Below are 24,383 nucleotides of genomic sequence, written 5' to 3' on the forward strand. Positions count from 1 at the left end.
TCAGGCAGCCTTTTTCTGGCATTGTGCAGGAGCAGGCACGGGCAGTGCGGAAAGGATGGCATCAACAATGGCCACCGTTGCCGCCGGGAGTTCGGGATTGCGGCGATAACGCACCCATTGCGCGTCGCGCCGGTCGGTCAGCAGGCCCGCCACTTTGAGCCGTGCCATATGCCGCGACATTCGTGACTGGGTAGCGCCCAAGCGGTCCATCAACTCGCAAACACAATGCTCATCGCCGTCCCAGATGATTTGCAGGGCACGCAGGCGCGTTGGTTCTGACAGAGCAGTCAGCAGGTCATTGATGCGCAAATTCATAAGACCTGCATATGCCGTAAGTCGCATATGCGCTTTGACGCAGATCAACGCGGACGCATCATTTGACGATTCTGGAAATGTCGATTGACTCGGCCAGTGCTAAAGCTATTTCCATCATTCTCGAAAGGTGGATTGGATGGACGATCTCAACGCACAGGTCTGGGCTGTCGATGCGCTTGGTGCCCTGGCGCACGAAACCCGGCTCGCGGTGTTCCGGATGCTGGTCAAGGCTGGCCCCGAAGGCATGATCGCAGGCGCCATCGCCGAACATCAGGGCGTGCCGCCATCCACCATGTCGCATCATCTTGCCACGCTGGAGCGCGCCGGACTGGTCCAGTCGGAGCGCGAAAGCCGCTTGATCCATTACCGCGCCGACTATCCGGGTATGCGTCGTCTGCTCCTGTTCCTGATGCAGGACTGCTGCCAGGGCGCACCGGAAATGTGCGGCGATCTGATGGCCGATCTGGCCTGTAATCCATCCCAACCCCAAGACGCCTGAGGCTTCAAATGGCTGACAAGATCTACAACGTCCTGTTCCTGTGCACCGGCAACAGCGCGCGCTCTATCCTGGGCGAAGCGGTGATGAACAAGCTTGGCGCAGGCCGGTTCAAGGCCTGGAGCGCTGGCAGCCAGCCCAAGGGTGAGGTTCATCCCATGGCGCTCTCGGTGCTCAGCGGCATGGGCTATGACACCACCGGTATGTATTCGAAAAGCTGGAGCGAGTTCTCCAAGCCCGGTTCGCCGGAATTCGATTTCATCTTCACCGTTTGCGACAGCGCCGCTGGCGAGACCTGCCCCGTGTGGATCGGGCATCCGATGACCGCGCACTGGGGCATCGAGGACCCGGCAGCTGTTGAGGGCGAAGGCCAGCGCGACGCCTTTCTGCAGGCCTTGCGCTACCTCACTAACCGCATCTCGCTGTTCCTGACATTGCCGCATGCCAGCATCGACGAGATGGCGATGAAGCAGAAGCTCAAGGAAATCGGCAAGGCCGAAGGTGCCAGCAGCGGAGCGAGCGCATGACCGATATCGTCATCTACCATAACCCCGAATGCGGGACCTCGCGCAACACGCTGGCCATGATCCGCAATGCAGGGATCGAGCCGCACGTTGTCGAATATCTCAAGACACCGCCTTCGCGCGCCTTGCTCGAAAGCCTGATCGAACGGGCCGGCATCGCCACGCGCGCGCTGCTGCGCGAAAAGGGCACGCCCTATGCAGATCTCGGCTTGGACAACCCCGATCTCACCGATGCGCAGTTGATCGACGCAATGATGGAGCATCCCATCCTGATCAACCGCCCGCTGGTGGTCTCGCCGCTCGGCGTGAAGCTGTGCCGCCCGTCGGAAGAGGTCCTCGACCTCATTCCTGCCGCCCAGCGCGCTGCTTTCGCCAAGGAAGATGGCGAGCAGGTCATCGACGCCGCCGGCAATCGCGTCGCCGGCTGAAGCAGGAACGACAATGACCGCCCAGCCCAAGCGCGAACGCCTGTCGTTCCTTGATCGCTATCTGACCTTGTGGATCTTCCTCGCCATGGCGCTGGGCGTCGGGTTGGGGTCGATGTTCGAGGGCCTGCCGAATGCCATCGATAGCCTTTCGTGGGGCAGTACCAACATTCCCATCGCCATCGGCCTGATCCTGATGATGTATCCTCCGCTCGCGCGTGTGCGGTATGAGGAATTGCCGCGCGTGTTTGAGGACAAGCGGGTGCTTGCGATCTCGCTGATCCAGAACTGGATCATCGGGCCTGTGCTGATGTTTGCGCTGGCGGTTATATTCCTCTCGGACAAGCCGGAATACATGACCGGGCTGATCCTCATCGGCCTTGCGCGGTGCATCGCCATGGTCATCGTCTGGAATCAGTTGGCCAAGGGAGACAACCAATATGTCGCCGCACTGGTGGCGTTCAACTCGATCTTCCAGATCCTGTTTTTCAGTGTTTACGCGTGGTTCTTCCTCGCCTTCCTTCCACCGCTGTTCGGGCTGGAAGGCAGCGTGATCAACGTCAGCTTCTGGACGATTGCCGAAGCTGTTCTGATCTATCTCGGCATCCCGTTCCTTGCCGGATACCTGACTCGCAAATGGCTGGCGAAGGCCAAAGGCGATGAATGGTATGAGCGCACCTTCTTGCCGAAAATCGGCCCCATCACGCTGATCGCGCTGCTGTTCACCATCACCGCGATGTTCAGCCTGAAAGGCAGCGAAATCCTCACGCTCCCCCGCGATACGATCCGCATCGCCATCCCGCTGACGATCTACTTTGTGGTCCAGTTCAGCATCAGCTTCTTCATGGGCAAGCTGATCGCCAGCGATTATCCGCGCACGACGGCAGTGGCGTTCACCGCAGCTGGCAATAACTTCGAGCTCGCGATTGCCGTCGCCATTGCCGCGTTCGGGCTCGCCTCGCCGGTCGCGTTTGCGGCCGTCATCGGTCCGCTGGTGGAAGTGCCGGTGCTGATCCTGCTGGTCAACGTTGCCTTCTGGTTCGGGCGGCGCTGGTTCCCGGAGAGTGTTCCAGCACATGGCAAGAAGGCGTGAGCGACATGACTTTCGAACGGCTCCGCACGCTGACTGATCCCGAGTATCTGCCCGCACTCAAACCGGAATATACCCATCGCTCGCCAGCCGAGGGATTGGGCGCGTTCGCCCCGCCGCCGCGCATCTTGCTGCTCTACGGTTCTTTGCGCGAACGCTCCTATTCACGCCTCGTGGTTGAAGAATCCGCGCGGCTGTTGCAGTTTTTCGGCTGCGAAACGCGGATCTTCGATCCTTCCGACCTACCCTTGCCGGATCAGGTGGGCGGCGACGATCATCCGGCTGTGCATGAACTGCGCGAACACTCACTGTGGTCGGAAGGGCAGATCTGGTGCAGCCCGGAACGGCATGGCCAGATCACCGGGATCATGAAGACGCAGATCGATCATTTACCGCTGGCCTACAAGGGGCTGCGTCCCACCCAAGGCCGCACGCTCGCGGTGATGCAGGTCAGTGCGGGATCGCAAAGCTTCAACAGCGTCAACACGTTGCGCATTCTTGGGCGCTGGATGCGGATGTTCACCATTCCCAACCAGTCCTCCGTCGCCAAGGCATATGAGGAGTTCGACGAGGCGGGGCGGATGAAGCCGTCAAGCTACTATGATCGGATCGTGGACGTGGTCGAGGAACTGGTGCGCTTCACCATCCTCCTGCGCCCCCATGCCGAGCAACTCGTGGACCGCTATTCCGAGCGAGTGGACGGAAACAAACCAGTGCCAGCGGCGAGCGGCATCCTCGCCTCGATTGGCCCTGCTGCCTGAACGGAGCGGCGCGGTTGAACATTGGCCTGTTCCCAGCTAACAGGCCGTCAACCGCAAGGACTCGGTGAAAGACCGGGTGGCTATTCCGGCCGCCGATCCGCCGGACAACATCATGCACGAACGGACATCACAACCGCGCTTTGCGGCGCGTCGTGCTTTTGTGGATTTGCAATGACTGACCGTTTTGAAAACTATCGCCGCGAGTGGTTCGCGGGCGGAGCAGGTTTGCGGGCCGATGTGCTGGCGGGCATTGTCGTGGCCGTTGCGCTCATTCCCGAAGCCATCGGCTTCTCGATCATCGCCGGTGTCGATCCGCGCGTCGGGCTTTATGCCTCGGTCGCAATCGCCATCGTCATCTCGCTAGTTGGCGGCCGGCCCGGCATGATCTCCGCCGCAACCGCAGCGGTTGCCGTGGTGGTCATACCCCTCGTGCGCGATCACGGTGTCGAATATCTCTTTGTAGCGACCATCCTGATGGGCGTGATCCAGGCTGTCGCCGGTCTGCTGCGGCTCGACCTGCTCATGCAGTTCGTTTCCCGCTCGGTCATCACCGGGTTCGTCAACGCGCTGGCCATCCTGATTTTCATCGCGCAACTGCCGCAGCTCACCGGCGTTGGGTGGGAGACCTATGCCATGGTGGCGGGCGGCCTTGCCATCATCTACCTGTTCCCGCGATTAACCACTGCCGTGCCATCGCCGTTGGTGGCCATTCTCGTGCTGACCGCCATAAGCATCGGCATGGGGCTTTCGGTGAACACCGTGGGCGACATGGGCAAGCTGCCTGAGGGGCTGCCAAGCCTCGTTCTGCCGGATGTGCCCCTCAACTGGGAAACCCTGCGGATCATCGCGCCCTATTCGCTGACCATGGCTGCGGTTGGTCTGCTCGAATCGCTGCTGACGGCCCAGATCGTCGACGACATGACCCATACCGACAGCGACAAGCGCCGCGAGTGCATGGGCCAGGGCGGCGCCAACATCGTTGCCGCGCTGTTCGGCGGCATGGGCGGCTGCGCGATGATCGGACAGTCGGTAATCAACGTGACCTCTGGCGGACGACGCCGCCTGTCGACCTTCGTTGCGGGCGCGTTCCTGCTGTTTCTGCTGGCCGTGCTGGGGCCGTGGGTCGGCCGTGTGCCGATGCCCGCGCTGGTCGCGGTGATGATTATGGTCTCGATCGGCACCTTCTCGTGGAACTCGATCCCTAATCTGCGACGCCATCCGCCGACGTCCTCGGTCGTCATGCTGGTGACCGTGGCCGTCGTGGTGTCCACGCAGGACCTCTCGCTGGGCGTGCTCGCGGGCGTGCTGCTGTCGGGCATCTTCTTTGCGGGCAAGGTCCAGCGCATTTTCGCGGTCGAGCGCGAGGTCTCTCCCGATGGCCGCACCGCAACCTACCGTGTACGCGGCGAAATCTTCTTCGCTTCGGTCGATCGGTTTACCCGAGCCTTCCACGTTGAGGATCGTGCGGATGCCGTAACGATCGATGTGTCACGCGGCCATTTCTGGGATATCTCGGCTGTGGGAGCACTCGACAAGATCGTGGCCCGCCTGCGCCGTGATGGCCGCGAGGTCGAAGTGCTCGGCTACAATGAAGCCAGTGCGGACATCGTCGACCGGTTTGCGCTACACGACAAGACCGGTTTCGAACTGGGCGCGGTGCCGCACTGACCTCGCACGTGCCGAATGATGCGTCACGCCTGCGCGCCTCTTGAAGGCCGACCACAACGGATAGGCGGGGCCTAAGGGATGAATGTCCTGATTCAACACGCTATTGGCCAGACGCCGAGGCATCTGTTAGCGGTAAATTTTGGCGCAACCAGACATTTGAACGAGCCCTGCTTAATGGCATGAATTAGGTCAGAGGCTGCCGCTTGGATGACGACGTCGTCGGCGCAAAAGCCCTAGTCCAAGCTCTTCGAACTACGCTCTTCCCTGTTTTTCTATCCCCCACTGCTACGACGCTAAATCCTTGTTGAACTAGCCCCTTTTCTGCGTCTCTTACTCGTCCCCGTCGAGCCGGACGATCCTGTCCCGCTCCTGAAGCGGGGTATCCGATGGGCGCTGAGCCAGTCCGAATTGAAGCACGTTCACGTGGCGCACGCATGCTGCGCACGGCGATGGGCGCATCGATCGCGACCTGGCTGGCTGACCCGCAGGTCATCGAAATCATGCTCAATCCTGACGGACGCCTCTGGGTCGACCGGTTGGGCATGGGACTGTCCGATAGCGGTGAACGCCTGACAGCAGCCGATGGTGAGCGCATCATCCGATTGGTTGCCCATCATGTGGGTGCCGAAGTTCATGGCGATGCACCACGCGTGTCAGCAGAGCTGCCGGAAAGCGGGGAACGGTTCGAAGGCCTCCTGCCACCGGTGGTGGCGGCTCCCACCTTTGCCATCCGCAAGCCCGCCGTCGCGGTGTTTCTGCTCGAGGACTATGTCGGCGCAGGAATCATGTGCGCCTCTGCAGCGGACAGGCTTCGTTCGGGCGTTGCACAGCGGCTGAACATCCTTGTCGCGGGGGGCACTGGCACCGGAAAAACGACGCTCACGAACGCACTGCTCGCCGAGGTCGCCAAGACCACCGACCGGGTCGTTCTGATCGAAGACACCCGCGAGCTCCAATGCCGCGCGCCAAACCTTGTGGCGATGCGGACCAAGGATGGCGTTGCCTCGCTATCCGATCTGGTCCGTTCCAGCCTTCGCCTTCGCCCTGACCGGATTCCGATTGGCGAAGTGCGCGGCGCCGAGGCGCTTGATCTCCTCAAGGCCTGGGGCACCGGCCACCCCGGCGGGATCGGGACGATCCACGCCGGAAGCGCGATCGGTGCCCTGAGGCGGATGGAACAGCTGATCCAGGAAGCGGTCGTCACCGTTCCGCGCGCTCTGATCGCCGAGACCATCAACCTCGTCGCCGTACTGGTGCGCGACGGCACCGGGCGGCGCCTTGCCGAACTGGCCCGCGTCGACGGGCTCGACGCGGTCACCGGCGACTATCGCCTGATTCCCGCCAACCAAACCCAAGGAGACTCTCTATGATCCATGCCCTCCGGCGCGGCACCAATCGCGCTGCGCTCGCTGCGACTGCTGCTTTCGTGATGGTGACCACTGCCACCCCGGCGCATGCCGGTGGTTCGTCGATGCCGTGGGAAGCCCCGCTGCAGTCGATCCTCGAAAGCATCGAGGGGCCGGTCGCCAAGATCGTTGCGGTGATCATCATCATCGTCACCGGCCTCAGCCTGGCCTTCGGCGACACGTCGGGCGGCTTTCGCCGGCTGATCCAGATCGTGTTCGGCCTCTCCATCGCCTTTGCCGCATCGAGCTTCTTCCTGAGCTTCTTCAGCTTCGGCGGCGGAGCGCTGATCTGATGACATCGGCAGACGACATCCCCGGCTTCTATGCCCCGGTCCACCGCGCACTGGCCGAGCCGATCCTGCTCGGCGGTGCACCGCGTGCACTCGCCATCGTCAATGGCACGCTGGCGGGCGCGATTGGCCTCGGCTTGCGGCTCTGGCTCGCTGGCCTTGCAATCTGGGCAATCGGTCATGTGCTTTCGGTCTGGGCTGCACGCCGCGATCCCCAGTTTGTCGATGTCGCGCGCCGCCATCTCAAATATCCGACCTGGGTGCGGCCATGATGTCGCTTCAGGAATATCGGACCAAATCCGCCAGTCTCGCAGACTTCCTCCCCTGGGTCGCACTGGTGGGGCCGGGCGTGGTGCTCAACAAGGACGGATCGTTCCAGCGCACGGCGCGCTTTCGCGGTCCCGATCTCGACAGTGCTACGCCCGCTGAACTCGTGGCCGTCACCTCCCGGCTCAATAATGCCCTGCGGCGGTTGGGCTCGGGATGGGCGGTTTTCGTCGAAGCGCAGCGCACTGCGGCGCAAGCCTATCCGCAATCCCGCTTTCCCGATCCTGTGTCGGCACTGGTCGACAGGGAACGCCGCGAACAGTTTCGTGAGGAAGGCGCGCATTTCGAAAGCGGCTACTATCTGACGCTCCTGTGGATGCCCCCGCCCGAGGAAGCCGCGCGCGCCGAAGGCTGGCTCTACGAAGGCAAGGCATCGACCGGGGTCGATCCCAAGGAGCTCGTCAAATCCTTCGGCGATCGTACCGACCGCGTGCTGCATCTGGTTGAGGGATTTATGCCCGAGGCAGCGTGGCTCGATGACGCCGCCACGCTGACTTATCTCCACAGCACGGTATCGACCAAGACGCAGCGCGTCCGCGTGCCCGAAACGCCGGTCTATCTCGACGCGCTGCTGGCCGATGAGCCGCTGACTGGCGGGCTTGAGCCCATGCTCGGCGCCCATCATTTGCGCACGCTCACCATCACCGGTTTTCCGACGGCGACCTTTCCCGGGCTGCTTGATGAGCTCAACCGGCAGGCCTTCCCGTACCGCTGGTCGACGCGGGCAATCATGCTCGACAAGACCGACGCCACCAAGTTGCTCTCGAAGATTCGGCGGCAATGGTTCGCCAAGCGCAAATCGGTTGCCGCCATCCTCAAGGAGGTGATGACCAACGAGCAGTCAGTGCTGCTGGATTCGGACGCCTCGAACAAGGCGGCTGATGCCGACATGGCACTGCAGGAGCTTGGCGCAGATCATGCCGGCATTGCGTATGTCACTGCGACGGTCACGGTCTGGGACCGCGACCCGGCGCTGGCGGCGGAGAAGCTGAGGCTGGTCGAAAAGGTCATCCAGGGCCGCGACTTCACCTGCACGATCGAAGGCATGAATGCGCTCGAGGCATGGCTCGGATCGCTCCCCGGCCATGTCTACGCCAATGTCCGGCAGCCGCCCATTTCCACACTCAATCTCGCCCACCTGATCCCCCTGTCAGCGGTATGGGCGGGAGCGGAACGGGACGAGCATTTCGGTGACGCCCCCTTGCTTTACGGCAAGACCGAAGGCTCGACCCCGTTCCGCCTTTCCCTTCATGTCGGCGATGTCGGCCACAGTCTGGTCGTCGGTCCGACAGGGGCGGGCAAATCCGTGCTGCTGGCGCTAATGGCGCTGCAGTTCCGGCGCTACAAAGGCAGCCAGATCTTCGCCTTCGATTTTGGTGGATCGATCCGGGCTGCCGCGCTCGGCATGGGCGGCGACTGGCAGGATCTCGGAGGCGCGCTGCATGCCGAGGAAGGCGACAGCGCTGCCGTCGCCCTGCAGCCGCTTGCACGGATCGACAACGCCGGCGAACGCGCCTGGGCCGCCGAATGGCTGGCGGCGATGCTGGCTGGTGAAGGCATGGTGATTGACCCTGCCGCCAAAGAGCATCTCTGGTCGGCCCTGACATCGCTTGCGTCCGCACCGCCTGCCGAACGCACACTCACCGGTCTCGCGGTCCTCCTGCAATCCCAGGAATTGAAGCAGGCACTCGCCCCGTATCTCATCGGCGGTCCATGGGGGCGGCTGCTCGATGCCGAACAGGAACGTCTGGGTGAGGCGTCTGTGCAGGCTTTCGAAACCGAAGGTCTGATCGGCGCGTCATCGGCCGCAGCTGTGCTCGCCTATTTTTTCCATCGGATCGAGGGGCGGCTCGACGGCTCGCCGACCATGATCATCATCGATGAAGGCTGGCTCGTGCTCGACAGCCCGGCCTTCGCCGCGCAGCTGCGCGAATGGCTGAAGACGCTGCGCAAGAAGAATGCGAGCGTCATCTTCGCGACCCAGAGCCTTGCCGACATCGAGACGTCGGCCATCGCGCCTGCCATCATCGAAAGCTGCCCGACGCGCATCTTTCTGCCCAACGAGCGCGCGGCCGAACCGCAGATCGCACGGGTCTATGAGCGGTTCGGCCTCAATGATCGCCAGATCGAAATCCTGAGTCGGGCTACCCCGAAACGCGATTATTATTGTCAATCGCGGCGCGGCAACCGGTTGTTCGAGCTCGGGCTCGGCGATGTCGCACTCGCCTTCAGCGCCGCATCTTCCAAAACCGATCAGATCCGTATCGCCGAGCTTGTCGCGGCCCATGGCCGCGAAGGCTTTGCAGCGGCCTGGCTCCAGAACCGCAGCCTCGCATGGGCGGCCGAGCTGCTTCCTCCCCCGTCGCCCGCACTAACGGACAAGGAAAACCGCCCATGAAAATACCCGTCCTCCGCCGCGCTCTCATGGCGACGGCAATCGCCACTTCGCTGGTATCAGGCACCATGATCGCCGCGCCAGCGCAGGCCCAGTTTGGCGGGATCGTCTATGACCCCAGCAACTATGCGCAGAACGTGCTGACCGCCGCCCGGACGCTTCAGCAGATCAACAACCAGATCCAGCAGATCCAGAACCAGGCGACCAGCCTCATTAACGAGGCCCGCAATCTTGCCAGTCTGCCGGTCTCGACGATCCAGACGCTGCAGCAACAGGTCGACCAGACCCGCCAGTTGCTGAACCAGGCCCAGCGCATCGCCTATGATGTGACGGACGTGCAGGAGGTGTTCAACGGCCGTTACAAGGGGGCTGCACTGACCGGCGGGCAGGCCCAGATGGTCGCTAACGCCAATGCGCGATGGCAGGACAGCGTCGGCGCCTTCGAAGACGCCATGAAGGTTCAGGCCGGGATCGTCGGTAATCTGGGTGCGACCCGCAGCTCGATCACGACATTGGTCGGCGCTAGCCAGTCAGCAACCGGGGCTTTGCAGGCAGCACAGGCCGGCAATCAGCTACTGGCCTTGCAAACCCAGCAACTGGCCGATCTGACCGCCGCCGTTGCGGCGCAGGGCCGCGCGCAGTCGATCGAGGCCGCGCGCAATGTCGCGACCGAGGCCGAGGGCCGCGAGCGCTTCCGCCGCTTCCGGACCCGGAACTGACATGAGCCGGTCGGTCAAGCTGGCGGCAGCCGCTGCTTTTGGCGGATTGCTGATCGCGGTCGCGGTTGTGTCGGCTACGCAGCCGCCAGCTCGGCACGACACAACGACCTATGTCGCGGACGAGACGGGATCTCCGAACCCTCACGCCGCAGAACTCAAGCGCTGCAGTACGATCACCATGCCGGAATCGGGATGCGATGCGGTCTGGGAAGCTGAGCGCCGCCGATTTTTCCATGGAAGGAGCGGCAGCCATGAATGATACCGGCGTCATCGACCAGTTTCTGACGGTCTTCACCCAGTATATCGACAGCGGCTTCGGCCTGCTCGGCGGTGAGGTCGGCTTCCTGTCGACCACTCTCATCGTCATCGACGTCACCATAGCTGCCTTGTTCTGGGCCTGGGGCACCGATGAGGATGTGCTGCAGCGCCTGATAAAGAAGACGCTCTACATCGGCACTTTCGCCTTCATCATTGGCAACTTCTCGAATCTCGCTGGCATTATGCTCCAGAGCTTTGCCGGGCTTGGCCTGCAGGCCAGTGGCAGCGGCATGGCCATCGGCGATTTCATGCGCCCCGGCGTTGTGGCCGCAACCGGTCTTGATGCCGGGCAGCCACTGCTCGATGCCACCGCCGACCTTGTCGGGCCAGTGGGCCTTTTCACTAATTTTGTGCAGATCCTGATCCTGCTGATTTCCTGGCTCATCGTCGTCATCGCCTTCTTCGTGCTGGCGATCCAGGTCTTCGTCACCATCATTGAGTTCAAGCTGGTGACGCTTGCAGGCTTCGTGCTGCTGCCGTTCGCCTTTTTCGGGCGCACCGCCTTCATGGCCGAGCGCGTCCTTGGCCACATCATTTCCTCCGGCATCAAAGTGCTCGTGCTTGCCGTCATCACCGGCATTGGCACGACACTCTTCACGCAGTTCATCAATGCCGGACTCGGGGTTGAGCCAGACATTCAGCAGGTTATGGCGATTGCGCTCGCTGCCCTGACTTTGCTCGGCCTCGGTATCTTTGGTCCCAGCATCGCCAACGGCATTGTGTCGGGCGGACCGCAGCTTGGCGCAGGCGCGGCAGCAGGTACGGCGATCGCCGCTGGCGCAACGATTGCGGGCGGTATCGCAGGTGCCAAACTCGCCGCAGGTGCCGCCGGCTCTGCCATAGCGGGCACGGCCACGGGCGGTGCCCGCGCGGCAGGCGGCGCGTCGGGTGCCTATGCAGCCGGAGCCGCTGGCAAAACCGGACGGGCTGCAGCTGCTTCGGGTCTCGCCAACGTCGCAAAATCAGCCGCAAGCAGCGCGGCGTCACCGCTTCGCCGGGCCGCGGACAGCCTCAAAGCGAACTATGCCGCTGGCAAGACCGGGACGCCCGCCAATGCGGCAGCGACCGGCGGCGCCGATGGCCCTCCTGCATGGGCCACCGCGATGAAGCGGCGTCAGGCAATGACGCAGGGTGCCAACATGGCCTCGCATACCCTCAAGGGCGGCGACAGCCACGGCGGCGGCTCTGGCCCCGACATCTCCGACAAAAGCTGAAACTTCCGAAAAGGATCCGACATGTTTCGACGCCCCTCTATCCGCTACGGGACCAGTCCCGAGCCCGTCACGCCCTATCAACGCGCCGCACAGGTCTGGGACGACCGCATCGGTTCAGCCCGGGTGCAGGCGAAGAACTGGCGGCTCGCCTTCTTCGGCTGCCTTGCGCTTTCGGGAGGGCTGGCAGGCGGTCTCGTCTGGCAATCGGCGCGCGGCACGATCACGCCCTGGGTGGTCGAGGTCGACAAGCTCGGCCAGGCACAGGCCATCGCGCCTGCTGATGTCGATTATCGCCCGACCGACCCGCAGATGGCGTTCCACCTTGCTCGCTTCATCGAACAGGTGCGCGCCATTCCCGCCGATCCGATCGTGCTGCGGCAAGACTGGCTCAGGGCTTACGACTTCACCACCGACCGCGGCGCGCAGGCGCTCAACGACTATGCGCGCAACAACGATCCCTTTGCCCAAGTCGGCAAGGTACAGGTCGCGGTCGATGTGTCGAGTGTCGTTCGTGCGTCGAACGACAGCTTTCGCGTCGGCTGGACCGAGCGGCGTTACCAGGATGGTGCACTCCTCGAAACCTCGCGGTGGTCAGCGATCCTGACCACCGTCGTGCAGCCACCTCGCACTCCCGATGCCCTGCGCAAGAATCCGCTCGGCCTGTTCATCAACGCCATCAACTGGTCAAAGGAGCTTAGCCAATGATCCGCCCGACGCGCGCCCTGCGCACATCGATTATGCTCTCAGCGGTAACACTGATCTGCATACCTGCCCAAGCCATGGCGCGCGAACAGCGCGCTCAGCCCCATCCAATTCCTGCTACATCGGCGCAGACCGTTGAGCCTGCCGACCCGCGCACCCGTGTTGGTAGAGCCAACGCCGCAGCGCGCGTGGAACCGGAGCGCACCAGCTATTTCAATGCCATCCAGCAATATGCCTATACCGATGGAGCCCTGTTCCAGATTTACACCGCACCGGGGCAGATCACCGACATCATGCTCCAGGAAGGCGAAGAACTCGTTGGACCGGGGCCGGTCGCATCGGGCGATACGGTCCGCTGGATCATCGGCGACACGGTGAGCGGTGCCGGAGCAGCGCGCCGGGTTCACATCCTCGTCAAGCCGACGCGGGCCGACATTCGCACCAACCTCATTATCAATACCAATCGGCGCACCTATCATCTTGAACTCAGCGCGACGAACTCGACCTATATGGCCGCAGTCTCCTGGACATATCCGCAAGACGCCTTGATCGCCCTGCGTACTGCCGAGGCCGAGCGTGAACGCACGGCTCCGGTGGCGACGGGTATCGATTTTTCTGCTTTGAATTTTCGGTACCGCATCGCGGGCGATCGCCCCGAATGGCGGCCAGTGCGTGTGTTCGATGACGGCCGGCAGGTCTTCATCGAGTTTCCGGGCGACATTGCCAGCGGCGATATGCCGCCGCTGTTCGTGATCGGCGCGGATCAGGCAGCTGAGCTGGTGAACTACCGCGTGCAGGGCCGCTACATGGTTGTCGACCGGCTGTTTGAGCGTGCGGAATTGCGGCTTGGCGCAGGCAACAGCGCCAAGCAGGTTCGCATTGAGCGTGAACGCGCACGCCGCCGGAGCCGCTCATGAACATGCGACCGCAGGATGATGGCGTGCCACCGGTCACCAACCGGATTGTCGAAGCTGACGTCGAGACCGACGTTGAAACTGACGTTGAGGTCGATGCCGAAGGCGATGAGCCTGACGACGAGCGCCCGGTTGCACCGGCCAGCCCGGAGGGGTTTCGCCTTGGCGGGGAACCGCCGCGCGTCATGCGCTTGTCGCGCAAGGCACTGGCAATTCTTGGCGTCATCGCCAGCGTCGGGATTGGCGGTGCGCTGATCTACGCACTTCAGCCCAAGAACCACGCGCCAGCCGAGAATCTCTACGACACGAACAGCCGCAGCCGCGCGGACTCGGTCAACGGTGCGCCTGCCAACTATGGCGACGTGCCCAAGTTGGGGCCTGCACTTCCCGGTGATCTCGGCGGCCCGATCGTTGCCGCGCAGCAGCGCGGGCAAAATGTCCCGATCCCGAGCATTGGCACCGCCCCGGCTGCAGGACAGCCCGATCCACGGATCGCCGCCGCCGAGCAAGCGCGCGAACGTGCGGCGCAGGAACGTGACAGCGCCCGGACCAGTCGCCTGTTTCTGGCCGGAGAGACCGGAACGACCGACAATCGGTCTGCTGCCGCAGTAGCGCCAGCGCCATCAGCGTCGATACCAGGTGGCGATCCGGCTCAAGCGTCTGCACCAACAGCCACGTCAAGTCGCCGCGCCTTTCTCGATCAGCGCGGCAACCGCAGCACGGAAAGCCCTGAGCGCATCATGCGCCTTACATCGCCTTACGTTGTGCAGGCCGGCAGCGTCATACCCGCGGCACTCATAACCGGCATCCGGTCGGACCTTCCAGGCCAGATCACGGCGCAGGTTACGCAAAATGTCTATGACAGCCCTACCGGTCGCGTACTTCTGATCCCCCAAGGCTCTAGGCTGATTGGTGAATATGACAGCGACGTAGCCGCCGGACAGAACCGCGTGTTGCTGGCGTGGGACCGCCTCATCCTTCCCGGTGGTCAATCGATCCTGCTTGATCGCCTGCCCGGCGCTGATGCTGCCGGTATGGCCGGCCTTGAAGACCAGACGAACTATCATTGGGGCAACATGCTCAAGGCCGCGCTCATCTCGACATTGCTGGGCGCTGGTACAGAGCTCATCTCGAACGGTGATAGCGATCTCATTCGGGCGCTGCGTTTCGGCACGCAGGACACCATAAGCCAGACCGGCAGGCAGGTCGTGCAGCGGCAATTGAATGTGCCGCCGACATTGACGGTGCGCCCCGGATTTTCACTGCGCATCATAGTGACCCGCGATCTGGTGCTCGAACCTGTGCCTGCAGGAGGAACGCGATGACCCGTCTCAAACTGGCTGATCTGGCCGATGAAAAACCGGTGCGGCTGACCTTGGAGCTCTCTGCACGGCTTCACCGCGATCTGGTGGCTTATGCTCTCGCCGTAAACGGCGGGGATGCCAAAGGTGCGCCGACCGCCGAGCGGCTCATCCCGCCCATGCTTGAGCGCTTTATCGCGACCGACCGGGCTTTTGCCAAAGTGCGTAAGTCGCCTCAGGCGGGGTAGCGTTCGTTGAGCAGCGTGAAGAAGCGTTGCAGCGCGGGATTGTCATTGTCTTCGCGCCAGTAAACCGAGAATTCGAGGCGCGTCGTGCCGTTCTGATCGTGGATATCGCGGAAATGGAGATCCGGCCATGTCACGCCCTGCGAGGCTTCGGTTGCGATTGATATAAATCGGCCGACCGACACAATGCTCAGCACGCTCTCGAGGCTTGTATTCTGCACGATGATGTTGGGCCGCCCGCCTTGCCCGGTCAGCCGCGCAGCAAGCAGATTGGCTAGAGTCGGACCAATGCCGCCGCCCGGCACCACGAACACTTCGCGGCGCAGATCACTCCAGTAGATCCGGTCGCTTTCGAGAAGTCGATGGCCCGACTGCAAGGCGACCATCAGCCTGTCAGACCAGACCGAACGCGCCAGAATGCCGCTCTCTTCCATCCCGGCCGGTGCCACCGCGACATCGATGGTCCGCGATTGCAAGCCATTCAGCAGCTTTTCCGGAGCGGCTTCCTCGCCATCGAACTGGACGTCCGGAAATCGGGTCAGATACTCGGAGAAGGTCTGCTTCAGATTGCCCGCCGTCAGTGACGAGCTGTAACCGACGGCGAGACGTCCCTGCTCGCCATAGCTGACCGCTCGCGCGGTGGTCTGCAGATTGTCGATGTCGGTGATGATGCGCCGCGCAGACTCCAAAAAGACTTGGCCCATCTCGGTTGGCTCAGCTCCCCGCGTCGAGCGCGTAAACAACTTGATGCCGAGTTTGTCCTCAAGTTGCGTGACTCGCATGCTCAGCGTTGCCTGCTTCATGTTGAGCGCCGTGGCAGCACGGGAAAAGCTGCGGGTGTCTGCGGTCAGAACGGCGTAGCGGAGTTGCCGAACCTCGATCGTCATGCTGCTAGTGCTCCCCCGTTCTCTTTCTTGCCGACATTGAGGCGCAATCGGACTGAAATCGCAATATAAATTCGCGATAACGGAATGAGGTCAGAGATCGATCCGTAAATTTACTTTCCCAGTCAGGCGGATGCCGGAATTTAACTTCAAATCTGTTTGATCTATTTTGGAGACAAATTTTAACGGCGGCGTGGTAGGGATTCGACATGTCGAATGAACCCCGTGCTCCACGTCTTGCTGTCCTCATCGACGCTGACAATGCCTCCTCCCGTATCGCTACCCGTCTGTTCGAAGAGATCGCCAAGATCGGTGAAGCCAGCGTGCGCCGGATATATGGCGACTTTTCCGGAACCCGCCTCAAATGCTAGCCAGGCCTTTTCAGGCTTACGATACCGTCGCGATCCCTATCCACGGCTTCGAGCAGTGTGTGAAAGCAGAGGTGCGCTATTCGCTTTAATTTGTTGAAAAAGTCGCTTCGCTGTTCATCTTGGTATAGAGGAAAATGCTGTCGACAGGGTGGCGAAGAATCTCCGCTTTGTACTCATGGGGGGCAGCGTGCCGATTAGCGAATCCGTAATCTCAGAAGCCGTTGCGCGCTACGACCGGGAGCGAGACCGCTATATCAAGCTCGCCAGCAGGGTCGCCGACCTTTGCCGCGGCGCCATTGTCGAAGATAACGCCGTCCGCGCTCAAGTCACGTCGCGGACAAAGACGGTCAAGAGTTTCGAAGGAAAACTTCGCCGGTTCTCGCGTCGGGCTGACAAAAATTTTGCCACCGTTGATGATGTATTTGCGCAAATCGGCGATTTTGCCGGGGTCCGCATCGCAACCTATCGGCCCGAGGACGAGGCGCGCGTCGCGGAGGCCGTCGAGATGCTATTTTGCGGCTCTGATGGCGGCGCAATCGATATCGACCTCAAGGATAAGCTGAAGCCCGCTGCCGGACAATTTTACCGCGCGACGCACTGCCAGGTGCATTTGCCTGAGAATGATCTGGTCGGGAACTACGAGAATTTGCGTGGCGCGAGCTGCGAGATACAGATTTGCTCTATGATGGCGCATGTCTGGAACGAGATCGAACACGACATTGGCTACAAACCAGAGGGCGAGGGACCAAGCGACGCTGAACGTGGACTGCTTGAGGCGCTTGGCCATCTGACCCGTGCCGGTGATGCTGCGATCACGAGACTGCTTGCCGCGAATATAGCCCGCATGGCAGTGCAAACCGGTGATTTCGCTGACGTGCATGATTTCGTTGCTCGGATGCGGCCCTATTTCCCGGATGCCGACTTATCGGTCAACGCTGGGCTAGCATTTGACGAAGCACTTGCGCTCGATCTGGTGTCGATAGACAAGATCCGTGCGCGACTGGGCGATGATGCGCTTAGCCCGGCCATAGCAGCACCCAAAATTCAGGCATTCAACGCCTATCTCGACGAGCAAGGCCTTTCGGATCTTGCTCTCAATCCAGCCTCGGCAGATTTGTTTACGATCGCCATGCTCGAAGCGGACGTCGATGCGATCGTCGCCAATCATGCCGGCGGGCGTGGCAAAGGTCGGCCCCCGCGCATCTTCTATCTCGCCCGCGCCTACAAGGAGTTTGCCGGGAAACAACCGGCGACGGATCAAGTGGTTTGATGGAGCAGCGCGCAGCCGAAATTGAGTATGTCGACGCAGCTGACTCGGATGCAGAGGCGGTCGCGGCGGCACGCGCTATGCCCATCGAACAGTTGGTGGCGCAAAACGATGTCTCGGTACGACTGCGCAATACGATAGAGCGCGGCGTTCTCGAAGGGGCTATGCCTTGTATAACGGTGGGCGATTATATCGACGCCGGACCCAGCGCCCGAGCGAAGTTCATGACGGCGCTGTGGGCGTTCGGCAAAGGAACTGCCACCGAACTGGAAGCGCTCATCTCCGCCTTTCTCGCTGGCGCCTCGCTCGAACCGCAGAACTGCCGACAAGTGTCTGGCACTGTTCAGTCCGACGACAGTAATTCGATACGCCTGGACATGTTGCTCGGAAAGCTGGCTGGGCTGACCTATGCTGATGCAATGCGCGGTCAGGTCATCTCGGTACGACTTAGCAACGCGCTCAAAGGCACAGCACTGGTCAACAATCCGCTAACTGAACTGCTAACCGGTGGGGCAGCAACCCGCGGTGAACTGCTGAGTAAGCAAAATTTCGGACGCAAGTCGCTGGTCGAACTTGAGGCGCTCGTCCAGGCTCAGATCGTGCGCACGTTGGTGAAGACTTGCTCAGACCCAGCGATCCTGCTCGACGATTGCGCTTTCCTGTTTGGAACTCCCGAACCACGGCGGCGCGAACTCGCCAATCGCATCCTTGAGGTGGTCGCGGCTTGCCCCCCACGCGATGCCGATCTTGCCGGACTGCTCGATTGGGCCATGCCGGAGCTTAATGACCGCGAAGTATCGGTACTGCGTCGCCGCTATGGTTTCGATGACGGTGATGTCGAAACGCTTGAGGAAATCAGTGCGACCTATGCGGTCACGCGTGAGCGTATCCGGCAGATCGAAGCAAAGGCGCTACGAAAGCTTTCGGCCAAGCTGGATGGCACGCCGCTCCGGGCCTTGCTCGCCACGGCGTCCGAACATTTCTGGGAAGAGCGTGCCGTGCCGTTCCTTCCAGCGCATGACAGCTATTAGATCCGTCGCGAACTGCCGGCGCAGTTGTCGCTGGCGCTCGATATTGCGGGGTTAAGCCTAGGCCAATGGCTTTCGCAGACTAGCGTCGCAATGCGGTTCGGTTTCGTTGCCAATTCTTGTGATTCCGGAGCGGTCATGGCCCTCGGCACCGAACTTCGCCGCATTGCTGACGAACGCTCGTTGCCAATCGCGATTGACGATCTCGCCCTTGGTCACGAAGCGGCCGTGATCGCAGCCGCAGTCTGCGTCGAGACTGAACTCGCGATGGCTGACGGCTACCTGTTCTTCCAGCGCCCCCGTGCCCGCTTGCGTCGGATGACCCGCCTACATCGACTGCTGTGCGCGCATCGTGGGTCGATGTCGTTGTATGAACTGGAAGATGCCTATACTGCAGCGTTCGACGATGATCCGTGTTCGCTGCGCGACTTCGACATCGTCATGGACATCGCTCCGCATCTTTTTCTGGAGGTTGAAGACGGCCTGTGGCTGGCGGTAGGTAGCGGCCCGCAAGACAACCCATTGCCGCAAGCGCTCGCTGAGCTGCGATCTCCAGAGCCAATCGACCCGCTTACGATCGCCGGCTCCTTGATGGGTGCACTTCGCAGCAGAGGGCCGACAGCGGTAGTCGAGCTCTACCGGGATGCGGATGCCATCCTCGAGCCAGGCCGGTCGCGCAACAGTGTCGCCCCGGTGATGGTGAGCCGACCCGACCTGTTCCTCCGCGTCCTCCCCAGTGTGTTCGCCCTCAACGAGCATCGGCTTGACGAAGAGGCGCTATTGTCGGGGGATTTGCCTTATTTGCTCAACGAGCCCCAGGCGCGGGCCTATGCCTTCGGCCGCAAGGCCGGCGAGCCATGGGGGACCTACCGCCTGTGGACACCAGCGGCGGAATATCGCTTGTGCAGCTGGGCGCGGTTCGATGCGCCTCCGCAGCTCTATCACTCGCTACTGGCGGTTGCGTCGATTAACCACTGGCCAGTGGCCGAGACGGTTCAGGCGGACTGGCGCCGCCATCGGGCGCTCGAAGGCCGCTTCGAGATTACTGTGTCAGGCAAGATTCCAGATCCCGAGCCGAGACCAGAATTGGACCGAGTTTTGGCCGCGTGCCGAATTGCCCGCGAGCGCGGCAATCTCAACTGGCTCGCGGTCAATCGAATGATGGGTCGCCGGCTCGATGCGGCAGGCGGCCAAGGGTTGCTGGCGCTCATGCTCGCACTAGACTGCGTCTCGCTCCCGGAGGGTCAGGACGGTGAATTGCTGCTGATGGCGCACCCGGCGACCGAACGGGCCAATACCCTAGCCGACGAACTTGCGCTGGCGCGCATGCAAACCGGCAATCTCGATTGGGAGAGCGCGTTGGGCCAGGCATTGCGGTCGGAGGCTATGGCAGCGGCATCGTCCGTACTTGGTTGGGCGACCCCGGATCACATCGCCTCCCTATTTGGAGAAGCCTCCGCACATTCGGCGGATGCGGTGAGCAAAGCCGAAGATGAGGATGAGGACGAGGATGATCTGTTCGCACGATTGATGCGCGAACATCGCCGCACGACAGAAGTGGCCCGCCGCGACGCAACAGCGGAATGGCTGCTCGATGAATGAGACAGGGTCACCTCGTATCATGACCGCAATCGACCAGCTCAAAGGCCATTATCGTAGTGGCCGTGACGATCTTTCCGCGGCATTCTTTCAGCCATGTATGCGCGAGGCGAGCCGTTATCGGCGTGCCGTCGGCTATTTCTCGACCTCGGCATTGCTCAGTTGGACTGACGCCTTGCCACGGCTAGCTCTCGAGGATGGCTTGAAGATCCAGCTGATCGCGTCGCCCGAACTGTCCGAGCAGGACCGCGATACGCTGCGCGGTCTTGGGTCGGCCGAGCAGCGCGATGCCTACCGTGCGATAGTCGTCGAAAAGGTGCTCGAAACGATCGTCGCTCTTATCGAGACCCCGTCCGACATCGGCCTGCGCGCGCAAATTTTCGCTTGGCTCGTCGCGAATGAACGGCTCGAGCTGCGCTTCGCGTTCGCCGAACATGTCGATGATCCAGGGATCTTCCACGAGAAGATCGGCATTTTCGACTTTTCCGAGAATCGAACGGTGGCCTTTACCGGTTCGGCCAATGAGACGTTAGGCGGGCACCGCCGCAACTATGAATCGATCGATGTCTATCGTAGCTGGCTCGCGGGTGAGACCGAGCGGGTCGCGGTCAAATGCGAGCAATTCGAGGAAGCTTGGAACGGTCTGGCGGAAGGCCTGAGCGTGCTTGCGCCCAAAGGCGAGGTATTGGAACGGCTCCGTGCTCGGGCACCGCGGGGCCTGCGCAATCAGTCGACACTAGCTCCGAGCGCGCCGGATCCGCGCTGGCGGCACCAAGATGATGCTGTGGATGCCTTCATGGAAGCGCGCGCCGGCATTCTCGAAATGGCAACTGGCACGGGGAAGACCCGCACGGCGATTAAGATCCTCGACCGGCTCATCGCCGAGGGACAGATCGACAGCGCGATCATCACCATGGATGGGACCGACCTGCTCGACCAATGGGCCGCCGAGCTCGATGGCTGGGCACTACGGCAAAAGCCGGCCTGGCTGGTGTACAAGCATTTCGAACGTCACCATGAGCTCGGTGAATTCGCGCTCGACCCGGATCATGCGCTTCTCGTCATCTCGCGCGAGCAGCTCCACAAAATCCTCTCACGGCTGCCCGACAAGGCGAAGGCGAAGATGCTCATCGTCCACGACGAAGTGCACGGTCTTGGAACACCGTCGCTCGTGCGCAATCTCGACAGCGCCCACAACGCATTCACTTGGAAGCTAGGCCTGAGCGCCACGCCAGACCGCGCTTACGACTCAGTAGGTAACGCATTCATCCAGTCCGCGTTGGGACCGACCCTGTTTGAGTTTCCGCTCGAAGCTGCAATTCGCCGCGGCGTCTTGAGCGAATTCGACTATCTGCCGCTTCCTTATGACCTGACCGATGGCGACCGCGATCGCTTGTCGGCCGTCTATGCCAAGAAGGCTGCGCGTGCGCATGAGGGCAATCCCATGCGCGATGAAGAATTGTGGACCGAAATCGCCAAGGTCTACAAAACTGCTGAAATGAAGCCGTCGGTATTCGCCGATCATTTGCGCGATCATTCAGACTGGCTGACCCGCGCGATTCTGTTTGTCGAGACCAAGGAATACGGCGCGCAGATCCTGACGATCATCGACCGCTATACGCATCGCTATCGGACCTATTATGCCGATGATGACCGTGCCCATTTGGTCAGCTTCGCCAATGGCGAAATTGACAGTCTGATCACTTGCCACCGCATCAGCCAGGGCATTGACATCCGCTCATTGTCGACCGTGGTTCTGTTTGCTTCGGCCCGCGCCAAGCTCGAGACGATCCAACGGATCGGCCGGGTGCTGCGAACCGATCCCGACGATCCCGGCAAGCGGGCACTCGTGATCGACTTTGTTCGTCCAGCCGCGCCCGGCGAAACCTTCCTAAATGCCGACCAGGAGCGTAGCACCTGGCTGACCGACCTTGCCATGACCAGAAGGGATCCGAACGATGGCGCTTGACACTGCGCTTGCCGGCGCGCTCAAAGCTGCAGCCAAGGAGGCTGGGCAACCCGACGCGGTCGCCAATCGCCTGCTCGCCTGGCTGACCAATATGAGTGACAGTGAGCTGAGCCGAGATGCTCGCGGCCAATTCTACGACGATGTGCGCCAGGCCGTCTTGCTGCCGGGGGCTGACGATGCGGATTGATCTCGCCGGCTGGTCAAGCAGTGGCCTTCGGACGCCTGATATCGAAATCGATTTACTCGATAGCAATGGCGAGCCAGCGAAGGTCGCGCTCATTCAGATGCCCAACGGCACAGGTAAAACGACCACCCTTGAGCTTATCAAAGCGACGCTCAGCAATGAAGCAGCCAGCTGGACGCCCGACCAGGTTCGCCGACTACGCCGCCGCCACGACACCCGAGCCGAGGGCCAGTTCATCGTAAAGTTGCTCGTCAATGGTCGGCCGCTGACATTCGAGCTGACGCTTGATTTTGAGAATGGCGTCGCGCGCTATCGCACCACCAACGTCGGTAGCGGCGGCATTGTTACGGGCTGGGCTCCGTCCCCCGAAGTGCATCAATTTCTCTCGCCAGAATTCCTGCGCCTGTTCATCTTCGATGGCGAATTTGCGGATGAATTGTTCGATCCCAAGAAGGCCGAGGCGGACCGGGCAATCGATGCCCTTTGCCAACTGTATCTACTCGGCGAAGTATCGCAGTTCGCCGAGGAGGAATGGGAACGGCGCTCGAAAGCCAGCGGCCCAAAGACCGACAGCGGCTTGCAACGGTATCTCAACGAGCAGACTGCTTTAATCAAGCGCCGCGACGAACTTCAAAAGATGGACTCTCACGCCTCGCGCGAGATTGGCATCCACTCCAAGGAGATTGCCGACCTTGAGGCAAAGATCAATCAGCGCCTCGCCAGCATGAAATCTACCCAAGCCGAACACGCGACCGCGCTCAATGCGCTCGGCGAAGCCGAGCGCGACTTGCTCGCCGCTACCAGTGCCGCGATGACCGCGATCCGCATGCCACTTGCAATGAATGCAGCGTTCGGCGCTTCGCTCGTCGAGCTCAAGGAAAATCTCGACTTGCTGCGGCTGCCGGAGAACACCTCCGCGCAGTTCTTCGAGGAGCTGATCAACGAAGCTGAATGTATTTGCGGCCGCGAAATGACCTCCGGTGCCCGGCATGAAATCACCACTCGTTCCAAGCGGTATCTTGACGCCGACGAGTCCGGGACGATTAACGCACTGAAATCCGACATCGACAAGTTCACTGCGAGCCAGGGCGAGGATTCGCCCGACGAGAAGCTTGCTGCGCAACTGCGCTCGCTCGGTGTAGCCCGCCGTGCCCAGCACAAAGCCGAACAGCTTGTGCGCACCTTGAAACAGCAGCTCATCGACGAGGGCGACGAACAGCTTAAGGCATGGGAAGCTGCGCTCGACGAGCATAAGAGCAAGCATGCGGAATTTCGGGCAGTCATCGACTCAATTGCAGGCGAAGGCCATCCCGACGACAAGCCGATTTTCTCCCTGAAGCTCATTGAGCGCAAGCTTAAAGAAGTGAGCGCGAAGATCGCCGAGATCACCGAAACCGTTACGCTGCGTAAGCAGACCGACATCCTGAAGGATATCTTGGTTCGCGCCGCTACGATTGCGCGCGGTCAGATCCGAGACGAACTCGTGATCGAGGCCAACCAGCGCATCAAGGAAATCCTGATCAACGATCCGCTCGAAATTTCCAAGATCGACCGTTCGCTCAGGCTAGCTGGCCAAGACGGCGCAAGCGTCGGGCAAACACTGTCGGTTGGTTACACATTCTTGATGAGCGTGCTCAACCGTGGCAACAACAACTTCCCACTAGTCGTCGATAGCCCGGCTAACCCGATTGATGGCGATGTCCGCGAAAATATCGCAGCACTGATCCCGTCGCTCTGCACGCAATTCGTCGGCTTCACGATCAACACCGAGCGACCGGGCTTTGTTCTTCCCCTCGAAAAGGCAGCAGGAACAGTCAAGTATTTGACGATGTTCCGAAAGACCGACGGCACTGCGCGCCTGCTCCCTGGCTTACCTGTCGCAGGCGTCGTTCAGACTGAAAGCGCGGTGCTTGTGGAGGATCGCGATTACTTCATGAGCTTTGGCCTTAAAGACGAGAAGGAGGCCTGATC

Annotated in this window: 25 protein-coding genes, 1 pseudogene and 1 other annotated feature; of the genes and pseudogenes, 24 read left to right on the top strand and 2 right to left on the bottom strand. The window is 61.5% G+C overall.

Going from position 1 to position 24,383, the window contains the following annotated elements:
- The gene (locus IP81_RS18250) at nt 1-315 is read right to left on the bottom strand and encodes a helix-turn-helix transcriptional regulator (RefSeq protein ID WP_054109434.1); all 315 of its coding nucleotides are present in this window, start codon (nt 313-315) and stop codon (nt 1-3) included.
- A 136-nt stretch (nt 316-451) separates the two neighbouring features.
- Between IP81_RS18250 and IP81_RS18255 the strand changes: the two genes are divergently transcribed.
- The 17 genes from IP81_RS18255 (at nt 452) to IP81_RS18335 (ending at nt 15,113) form a co-directional block, all read left to right on the top strand.
- Nucleotides 452-814: a helix-turn-helix transcriptional regulator gene (locus IP81_RS18255; RefSeq protein WP_054109435.1), complete on the top strand. Its 363-nt coding sequence runs from the start codon at nt 452-454 to the stop codon at nt 812-814.
- A gap of 8 nt (nt 815-822) precedes the next feature.
- Nucleotides 823-1,338, top strand: a complete 516-nt coding sequence (locus IP81_RS18260; RefSeq protein WP_054109436.1) for an arsenate reductase ArsC — start codon at nt 823-825, stop codon at nt 1,336-1,338.
- On the top strand, nt 1,335-1,763 hold the full coding sequence (arsC, locus tag IP81_RS18265; RefSeq protein WP_054109437.1) for an arsenate reductase (glutaredoxin): 429 nt from the start codon (nt 1,335-1,337) through the stop codon (nt 1,761-1,763). Before IP81_RS18260 ends, arsC begins: the two co-directional genes overlap by 4 nt.
- 13 nt (nt 1,764-1,776) lie before the next feature.
- Nucleotides 1,777-2,853, top strand: a complete 1,077-nt coding sequence (gene arsB / locus IP81_RS18270; RefSeq protein WP_054109479.1) for an ACR3 family arsenite efflux transporter — start codon at nt 1,777-1,779, stop codon at nt 2,851-2,853.
- A 5-nt stretch (nt 2,854-2,858) separates the two neighbouring features.
- Complete coding sequence (gene arsH / locus IP81_RS18275; protein WP_054109438.1) at nt 2,859-3,611, top strand: arsenical resistance protein ArsH; 753 nt, start codon at nt 2,859-2,861, stop codon at nt 3,609-3,611.
- A 54-nt stretch (nt 3,612-3,665) separates the two neighbouring features.
- Nucleotides 3,666-3,721: a sequence feature (sul1 is cis-regulatory element that is thought to sense ions involved in sulfur or methionine metabolism; They are found in Alphaproteobacteria), on the top strand.
- Between the two features lie 61 nt (nt 3,722-3,782).
- The gene (locus IP81_RS18280; RefSeq protein WP_054109439.1) at nt 3,783-5,279 is read left to right on the top strand and encodes a SulP family inorganic anion transporter; all 1,497 of its coding nucleotides are present in this window, start codon (nt 3,783-3,785) and stop codon (nt 5,277-5,279) included.
- A gap of 386 nt (nt 5,280-5,665) precedes the next feature.
- Nucleotides 5,666-6,649: a P-type conjugative transfer ATPase TrbB gene (trbB, locus tag IP81_RS18285; protein WP_054109440.1), complete on the top strand. Its 984-nt coding sequence runs from the start codon at nt 5,666-5,668 to the stop codon at nt 6,647-6,649.
- Entirely contained in the window at nt 6,646-6,978 is a 333-nt protein-coding gene (locus IP81_RS18290) for a TrbC/VirB2 family protein (RefSeq protein WP_019054739.1), read from the top strand. The genes trbB and IP81_RS18290 overlap by 4 nt, the downstream gene beginning before the upstream one ends.
- On the top strand, nt 6,978-7,247 hold the full coding sequence (locus IP81_RS18295; RefSeq protein WP_006964035.1) for a VirB3 family type IV secretion system protein: 270 nt from the start codon (nt 6,978-6,980) through the stop codon (nt 7,245-7,247). The genes IP81_RS18290 and IP81_RS18295 overlap by 1 nt, the downstream gene beginning before the upstream one ends.
- Nucleotides 7,244-9,700 carry a conjugal transfer protein TrbE gene (trbE, locus tag IP81_RS18300; protein WP_054109441.1) on the top strand — a complete coding sequence of 819 codons (2,457 nt, stop codon included), beginning with the start codon at nt 7,244-7,246 and terminating at the stop codon, nt 9,698-9,700. The genes IP81_RS18295 and trbE overlap by 4 nt, the downstream gene beginning before the upstream one ends.
- Nucleotides 9,697-10,416 (top strand): P-type conjugative transfer protein TrbJ, encoded by a 720-nt coding sequence (trbJ, locus tag IP81_RS18305; RefSeq protein WP_054109442.1) that lies wholly within the window; start codon nt 9,697-9,699, stop codon nt 10,414-10,416. Before trbE ends, trbJ begins: the two co-directional genes overlap by 4 nt.
- A 1-nt stretch (nt 10,417) precedes the next feature.
- Nucleotides 10,418-10,675, top strand: a complete 258-nt coding sequence (gene trbK-alt / locus IP81_RS18310; RefSeq protein ID WP_054109443.1) for a putative entry exclusion protein TrbK-alt — start codon at nt 10,418-10,420, stop codon at nt 10,673-10,675.
- The gene (gene trbL / locus IP81_RS18315; RefSeq protein WP_054109444.1) at nt 10,668-11,948 is read left to right on the top strand and encodes a P-type conjugative transfer protein TrbL; all 1,281 of its coding nucleotides are present in this window, start codon (nt 10,668-10,670) and stop codon (nt 11,946-11,948) included. Before trbK-alt ends, trbL begins: the two co-directional genes overlap by 8 nt.
- Nucleotides 11,949-11,969: 21 nt before the next feature.
- The gene (gene trbF / locus IP81_RS18320) at nt 11,970-12,653 is read left to right on the top strand and encodes a conjugal transfer protein TrbF (RefSeq protein ID WP_054109445.1); all 684 of its coding nucleotides are present in this window, start codon (nt 11,970-11,972) and stop codon (nt 12,651-12,653) included.
- Nucleotides 12,650-13,567, top strand: coding sequence for a P-type conjugative transfer protein TrbG (gene trbG / locus IP81_RS18325; RefSeq protein WP_054109446.1), 918 nt, complete (start codon nt 12,650-12,652; stop codon nt 13,565-13,567). The genes trbF and trbG overlap by 4 nt, the downstream gene beginning before the upstream one ends.
- Nucleotides 13,564-14,889, top strand: coding sequence for a TrbI/VirB10 family protein (locus IP81_RS18330; RefSeq protein ID WP_054109447.1), 1,326 nt, complete (start codon nt 13,564-13,566; stop codon nt 14,887-14,889). The genes trbG and IP81_RS18330 overlap by 4 nt, the downstream gene beginning before the upstream one ends.
- Nucleotides 14,886-15,113, top strand: a complete 228-nt coding sequence (locus tag IP81_RS18335; protein WP_054109448.1) for a DUF2274 domain-containing protein — start codon at nt 14,886-14,888, stop codon at nt 15,111-15,113. The genes IP81_RS18330 and IP81_RS18335 overlap by 4 nt, the downstream gene beginning before the upstream one ends.
- Here IP81_RS18335 and IP81_RS18340 read toward each other — a convergent pair.
- Nucleotides 15,101-15,997 carry a LysR family transcriptional regulator gene (locus IP81_RS18340; protein WP_054109449.1) on the bottom strand — a complete coding sequence of 299 codons (897 nt, stop codon included), beginning with the start codon at nt 15,995-15,997 and terminating at the stop codon, nt 15,101-15,103. The two genes, IP81_RS18335 and IP81_RS18340, sit on opposite strands and share 13 nt — an antisense overlap.
- Nucleotides 15,998-16,203: 206 nt before the next feature.
- Between IP81_RS18340 and IP81_RS20620 the strand changes: the two are divergent.
- The 7 genes and pseudogenes from IP81_RS20620 to IP81_RS18370 form a co-directional block, all read left to right on the top strand.
- Nucleotides 16,204-16,359: pseudogene (locus tag IP81_RS20620) on the top strand (Maebl); the annotation flags it as partial.
- 193 nt (nt 16,360-16,552) lie between these two features.
- Nucleotides 16,553-17,635, top strand: a complete 1,083-nt coding sequence (locus tag IP81_RS18345; protein ID WP_082356308.1) for a GTP pyrophosphokinase family protein — start codon at nt 16,553-16,555, stop codon at nt 17,633-17,635.
- Nucleotides 17,635-18,663 carry a sigma factor-like helix-turn-helix DNA-binding protein gene (locus IP81_RS21745; RefSeq protein WP_054109450.1) on the top strand — a complete coding sequence of 343 codons (1,029 nt, stop codon included), beginning with the start codon at nt 17,635-17,637 and terminating at the stop codon, nt 18,661-18,663. Before IP81_RS18345 ends, IP81_RS21745 begins: the two co-directional genes overlap by 1 nt.
- 135 nt (nt 18,664-18,798) lie before the next feature.
- Complete coding sequence (locus IP81_RS18355; RefSeq protein ID WP_157573341.1) at nt 18,799-20,262, top strand: hypothetical protein; 1,464 nt, start codon at nt 18,799-18,801, stop codon at nt 20,260-20,262.
- Between the two features lie 19 nt (nt 20,263-20,281).
- Nucleotides 20,282-22,228 carry a DEAD/DEAH box helicase family protein gene (locus tag IP81_RS18360; protein ID WP_197274701.1) on the top strand — a complete coding sequence of 649 codons (1,947 nt, stop codon included), beginning with the start codon at nt 20,282-20,284 and terminating at the stop codon, nt 22,226-22,228.
- Nucleotides 22,218-22,415, top strand: coding sequence for a CxC ATPase DNA modification system associated small protein (locus IP81_RS18365; protein WP_054109452.1), 198 nt, complete (start codon nt 22,218-22,220; stop codon nt 22,413-22,415). Before IP81_RS18360 ends, IP81_RS18365 begins: the two co-directional genes overlap by 11 nt.
- A complete protein-coding gene (locus IP81_RS18370; RefSeq protein ID WP_054109453.1) occupies nt 22,405-24,381 on the top strand; it encodes a hypothetical protein in 1,977 nt (658 codons plus the stop codon). Before IP81_RS18365 ends, IP81_RS18370 begins: the two co-directional genes overlap by 11 nt.
- Nucleotides 24,382-24,383: the final 2 nt, after the last annotated feature.

It is taken from the genome of Novosphingobium sp. AAP83 (assembly GCF_001295795.1).
GTDB lineage: Bacteria > Pseudomonadota > Alphaproteobacteria > Sphingomonadales > Sphingomonadaceae > Novosphingobium.

What these genes read in the sequence shown, in the direction of transcription:
- IP81_RS18355 (WP_157573341.1), top strand. Translation starts at nt 18,799, where the DNA reads ATGGCCCTCGGCACCGAACTTCGCCGCATTGCTGACGAACGCTCGTTG.
- IP81_RS18330 (WP_054109447.1), top strand. Translation starts at nt 13,564, where the DNA reads ATGAACATGCGACCGCAGGATGATGGCGTGCCACCGGTCACCAACCGG.
- trbB (WP_054109440.1), top strand. Translation starts at nt 5,666, where the DNA reads ATGGGCGCTGAGCCAGTCCGAATTGAAGCACGTTCACGTGGCGCACGC.
- IP81_RS18260 (WP_054109436.1), top strand. Translation starts at nt 823, where the DNA reads ATGGCTGACAAGATCTACAACGTCCTGTTCCTGTGCACCGGCAACAGC.
- trbL (WP_054109444.1), top strand. Translation starts at nt 10,668, where the DNA reads ATGAATGATACCGGCGTCATCGACCAGTTTCTGACGGTCTTCACCCAG.
- trbE (WP_054109441.1), top strand. Translation starts at nt 7,244, where the DNA reads ATGATGTCGCTTCAGGAATATCGGACCAAATCCGCCAGTCTCGCAGAC.
- IP81_RS18335 (WP_054109448.1), top strand. Translation starts at nt 14,886, where the DNA reads ATGACCCGTCTCAAACTGGCTGATCTGGCCGATGAAAAACCGGTGCGG.
- IP81_RS18360 (WP_197274701.1), top strand. Translation starts at nt 20,282, where the DNA reads ATGACCGCAATCGACCAGCTCAAAGGCCATTATCGTAGTGGCCGTGAC.
- IP81_RS18255 (WP_054109435.1), top strand. Translation starts at nt 452, where the DNA reads ATGGACGATCTCAACGCACAGGTCTGGGCTGTCGATGCGCTTGGTGCC.
- IP81_RS18290 (WP_019054739.1), top strand. Translation starts at nt 6,646, where the DNA reads ATGATCCATGCCCTCCGGCGCGGCACCAATCGCGCTGCGCTCGCTGCG.
- IP81_RS18250 (WP_054109434.1), bottom strand. Translation starts at nt 315, where the DNA reads ATGAATTTGCGCATCAATGACCTGCTGACTGCTCTGTCAGAACCAACG.
- trbG (WP_054109446.1), top strand. Translation starts at nt 12,650, where the DNA reads ATGATCCGCCCGACGCGCGCCCTGCGCACATCGATTATGCTCTCAGCG.
- IP81_RS21745 (WP_054109450.1), top strand. Translation starts at nt 17,635, where the DNA reads ATGGAGCAGCGCGCAGCCGAAATTGAGTATGTCGACGCAGCTGACTCG.
- trbJ (WP_054109442.1), top strand. Translation starts at nt 9,697, where the DNA reads ATGAAAATACCCGTCCTCCGCCGCGCTCTCATGGCGACGGCAATCGCC.
- IP81_RS18340 (WP_054109449.1), bottom strand. Translation starts at nt 15,997, where the DNA reads ATGACGATCGAGGTTCGGCAACTCCGCTACGCCGTTCTGACCGCAGAC.
- arsC (WP_054109437.1), top strand. Translation starts at nt 1,335, where the DNA reads ATGACCGATATCGTCATCTACCATAACCCCGAATGCGGGACCTCGCGC.
- arsB (WP_054109479.1), top strand. Translation starts at nt 1,777, where the DNA reads ATGACCGCCCAGCCCAAGCGCGAACGCCTGTCGTTCCTTGATCGCTAT.
- arsH (WP_054109438.1), top strand. Translation starts at nt 2,859, where the DNA reads ATGACTTTCGAACGGCTCCGCACGCTGACTGATCCCGAGTATCTGCCC.
- trbK-alt (WP_054109443.1), top strand. Translation starts at nt 10,418, where the DNA reads ATGAGCCGGTCGGTCAAGCTGGCGGCAGCCGCTGCTTTTGGCGGATTG.
- IP81_RS18295 (WP_006964035.1), top strand. Translation starts at nt 6,978, where the DNA reads ATGACATCGGCAGACGACATCCCCGGCTTCTATGCCCCGGTCCACCGC.
- IP81_RS18370 (WP_054109453.1), top strand. Translation starts at nt 22,405, where the DNA reads ATGCGGATTGATCTCGCCGGCTGGTCAAGCAGTGGCCTTCGGACGCCT.
- IP81_RS18280 (WP_054109439.1), top strand. Translation starts at nt 3,783, where the DNA reads ATGACTGACCGTTTTGAAAACTATCGCCGCGAGTGGTTCGCGGGCGGA.
- trbF (WP_054109445.1), top strand. Translation starts at nt 11,970, where the DNA reads ATGTTTCGACGCCCCTCTATCCGCTACGGGACCAGTCCCGAGCCCGTC.
- IP81_RS18365 (WP_054109452.1), top strand. Translation starts at nt 22,218, where the DNA reads ATGGCGCTTGACACTGCGCTTGCCGGCGCGCTCAAAGCTGCAGCCAAG.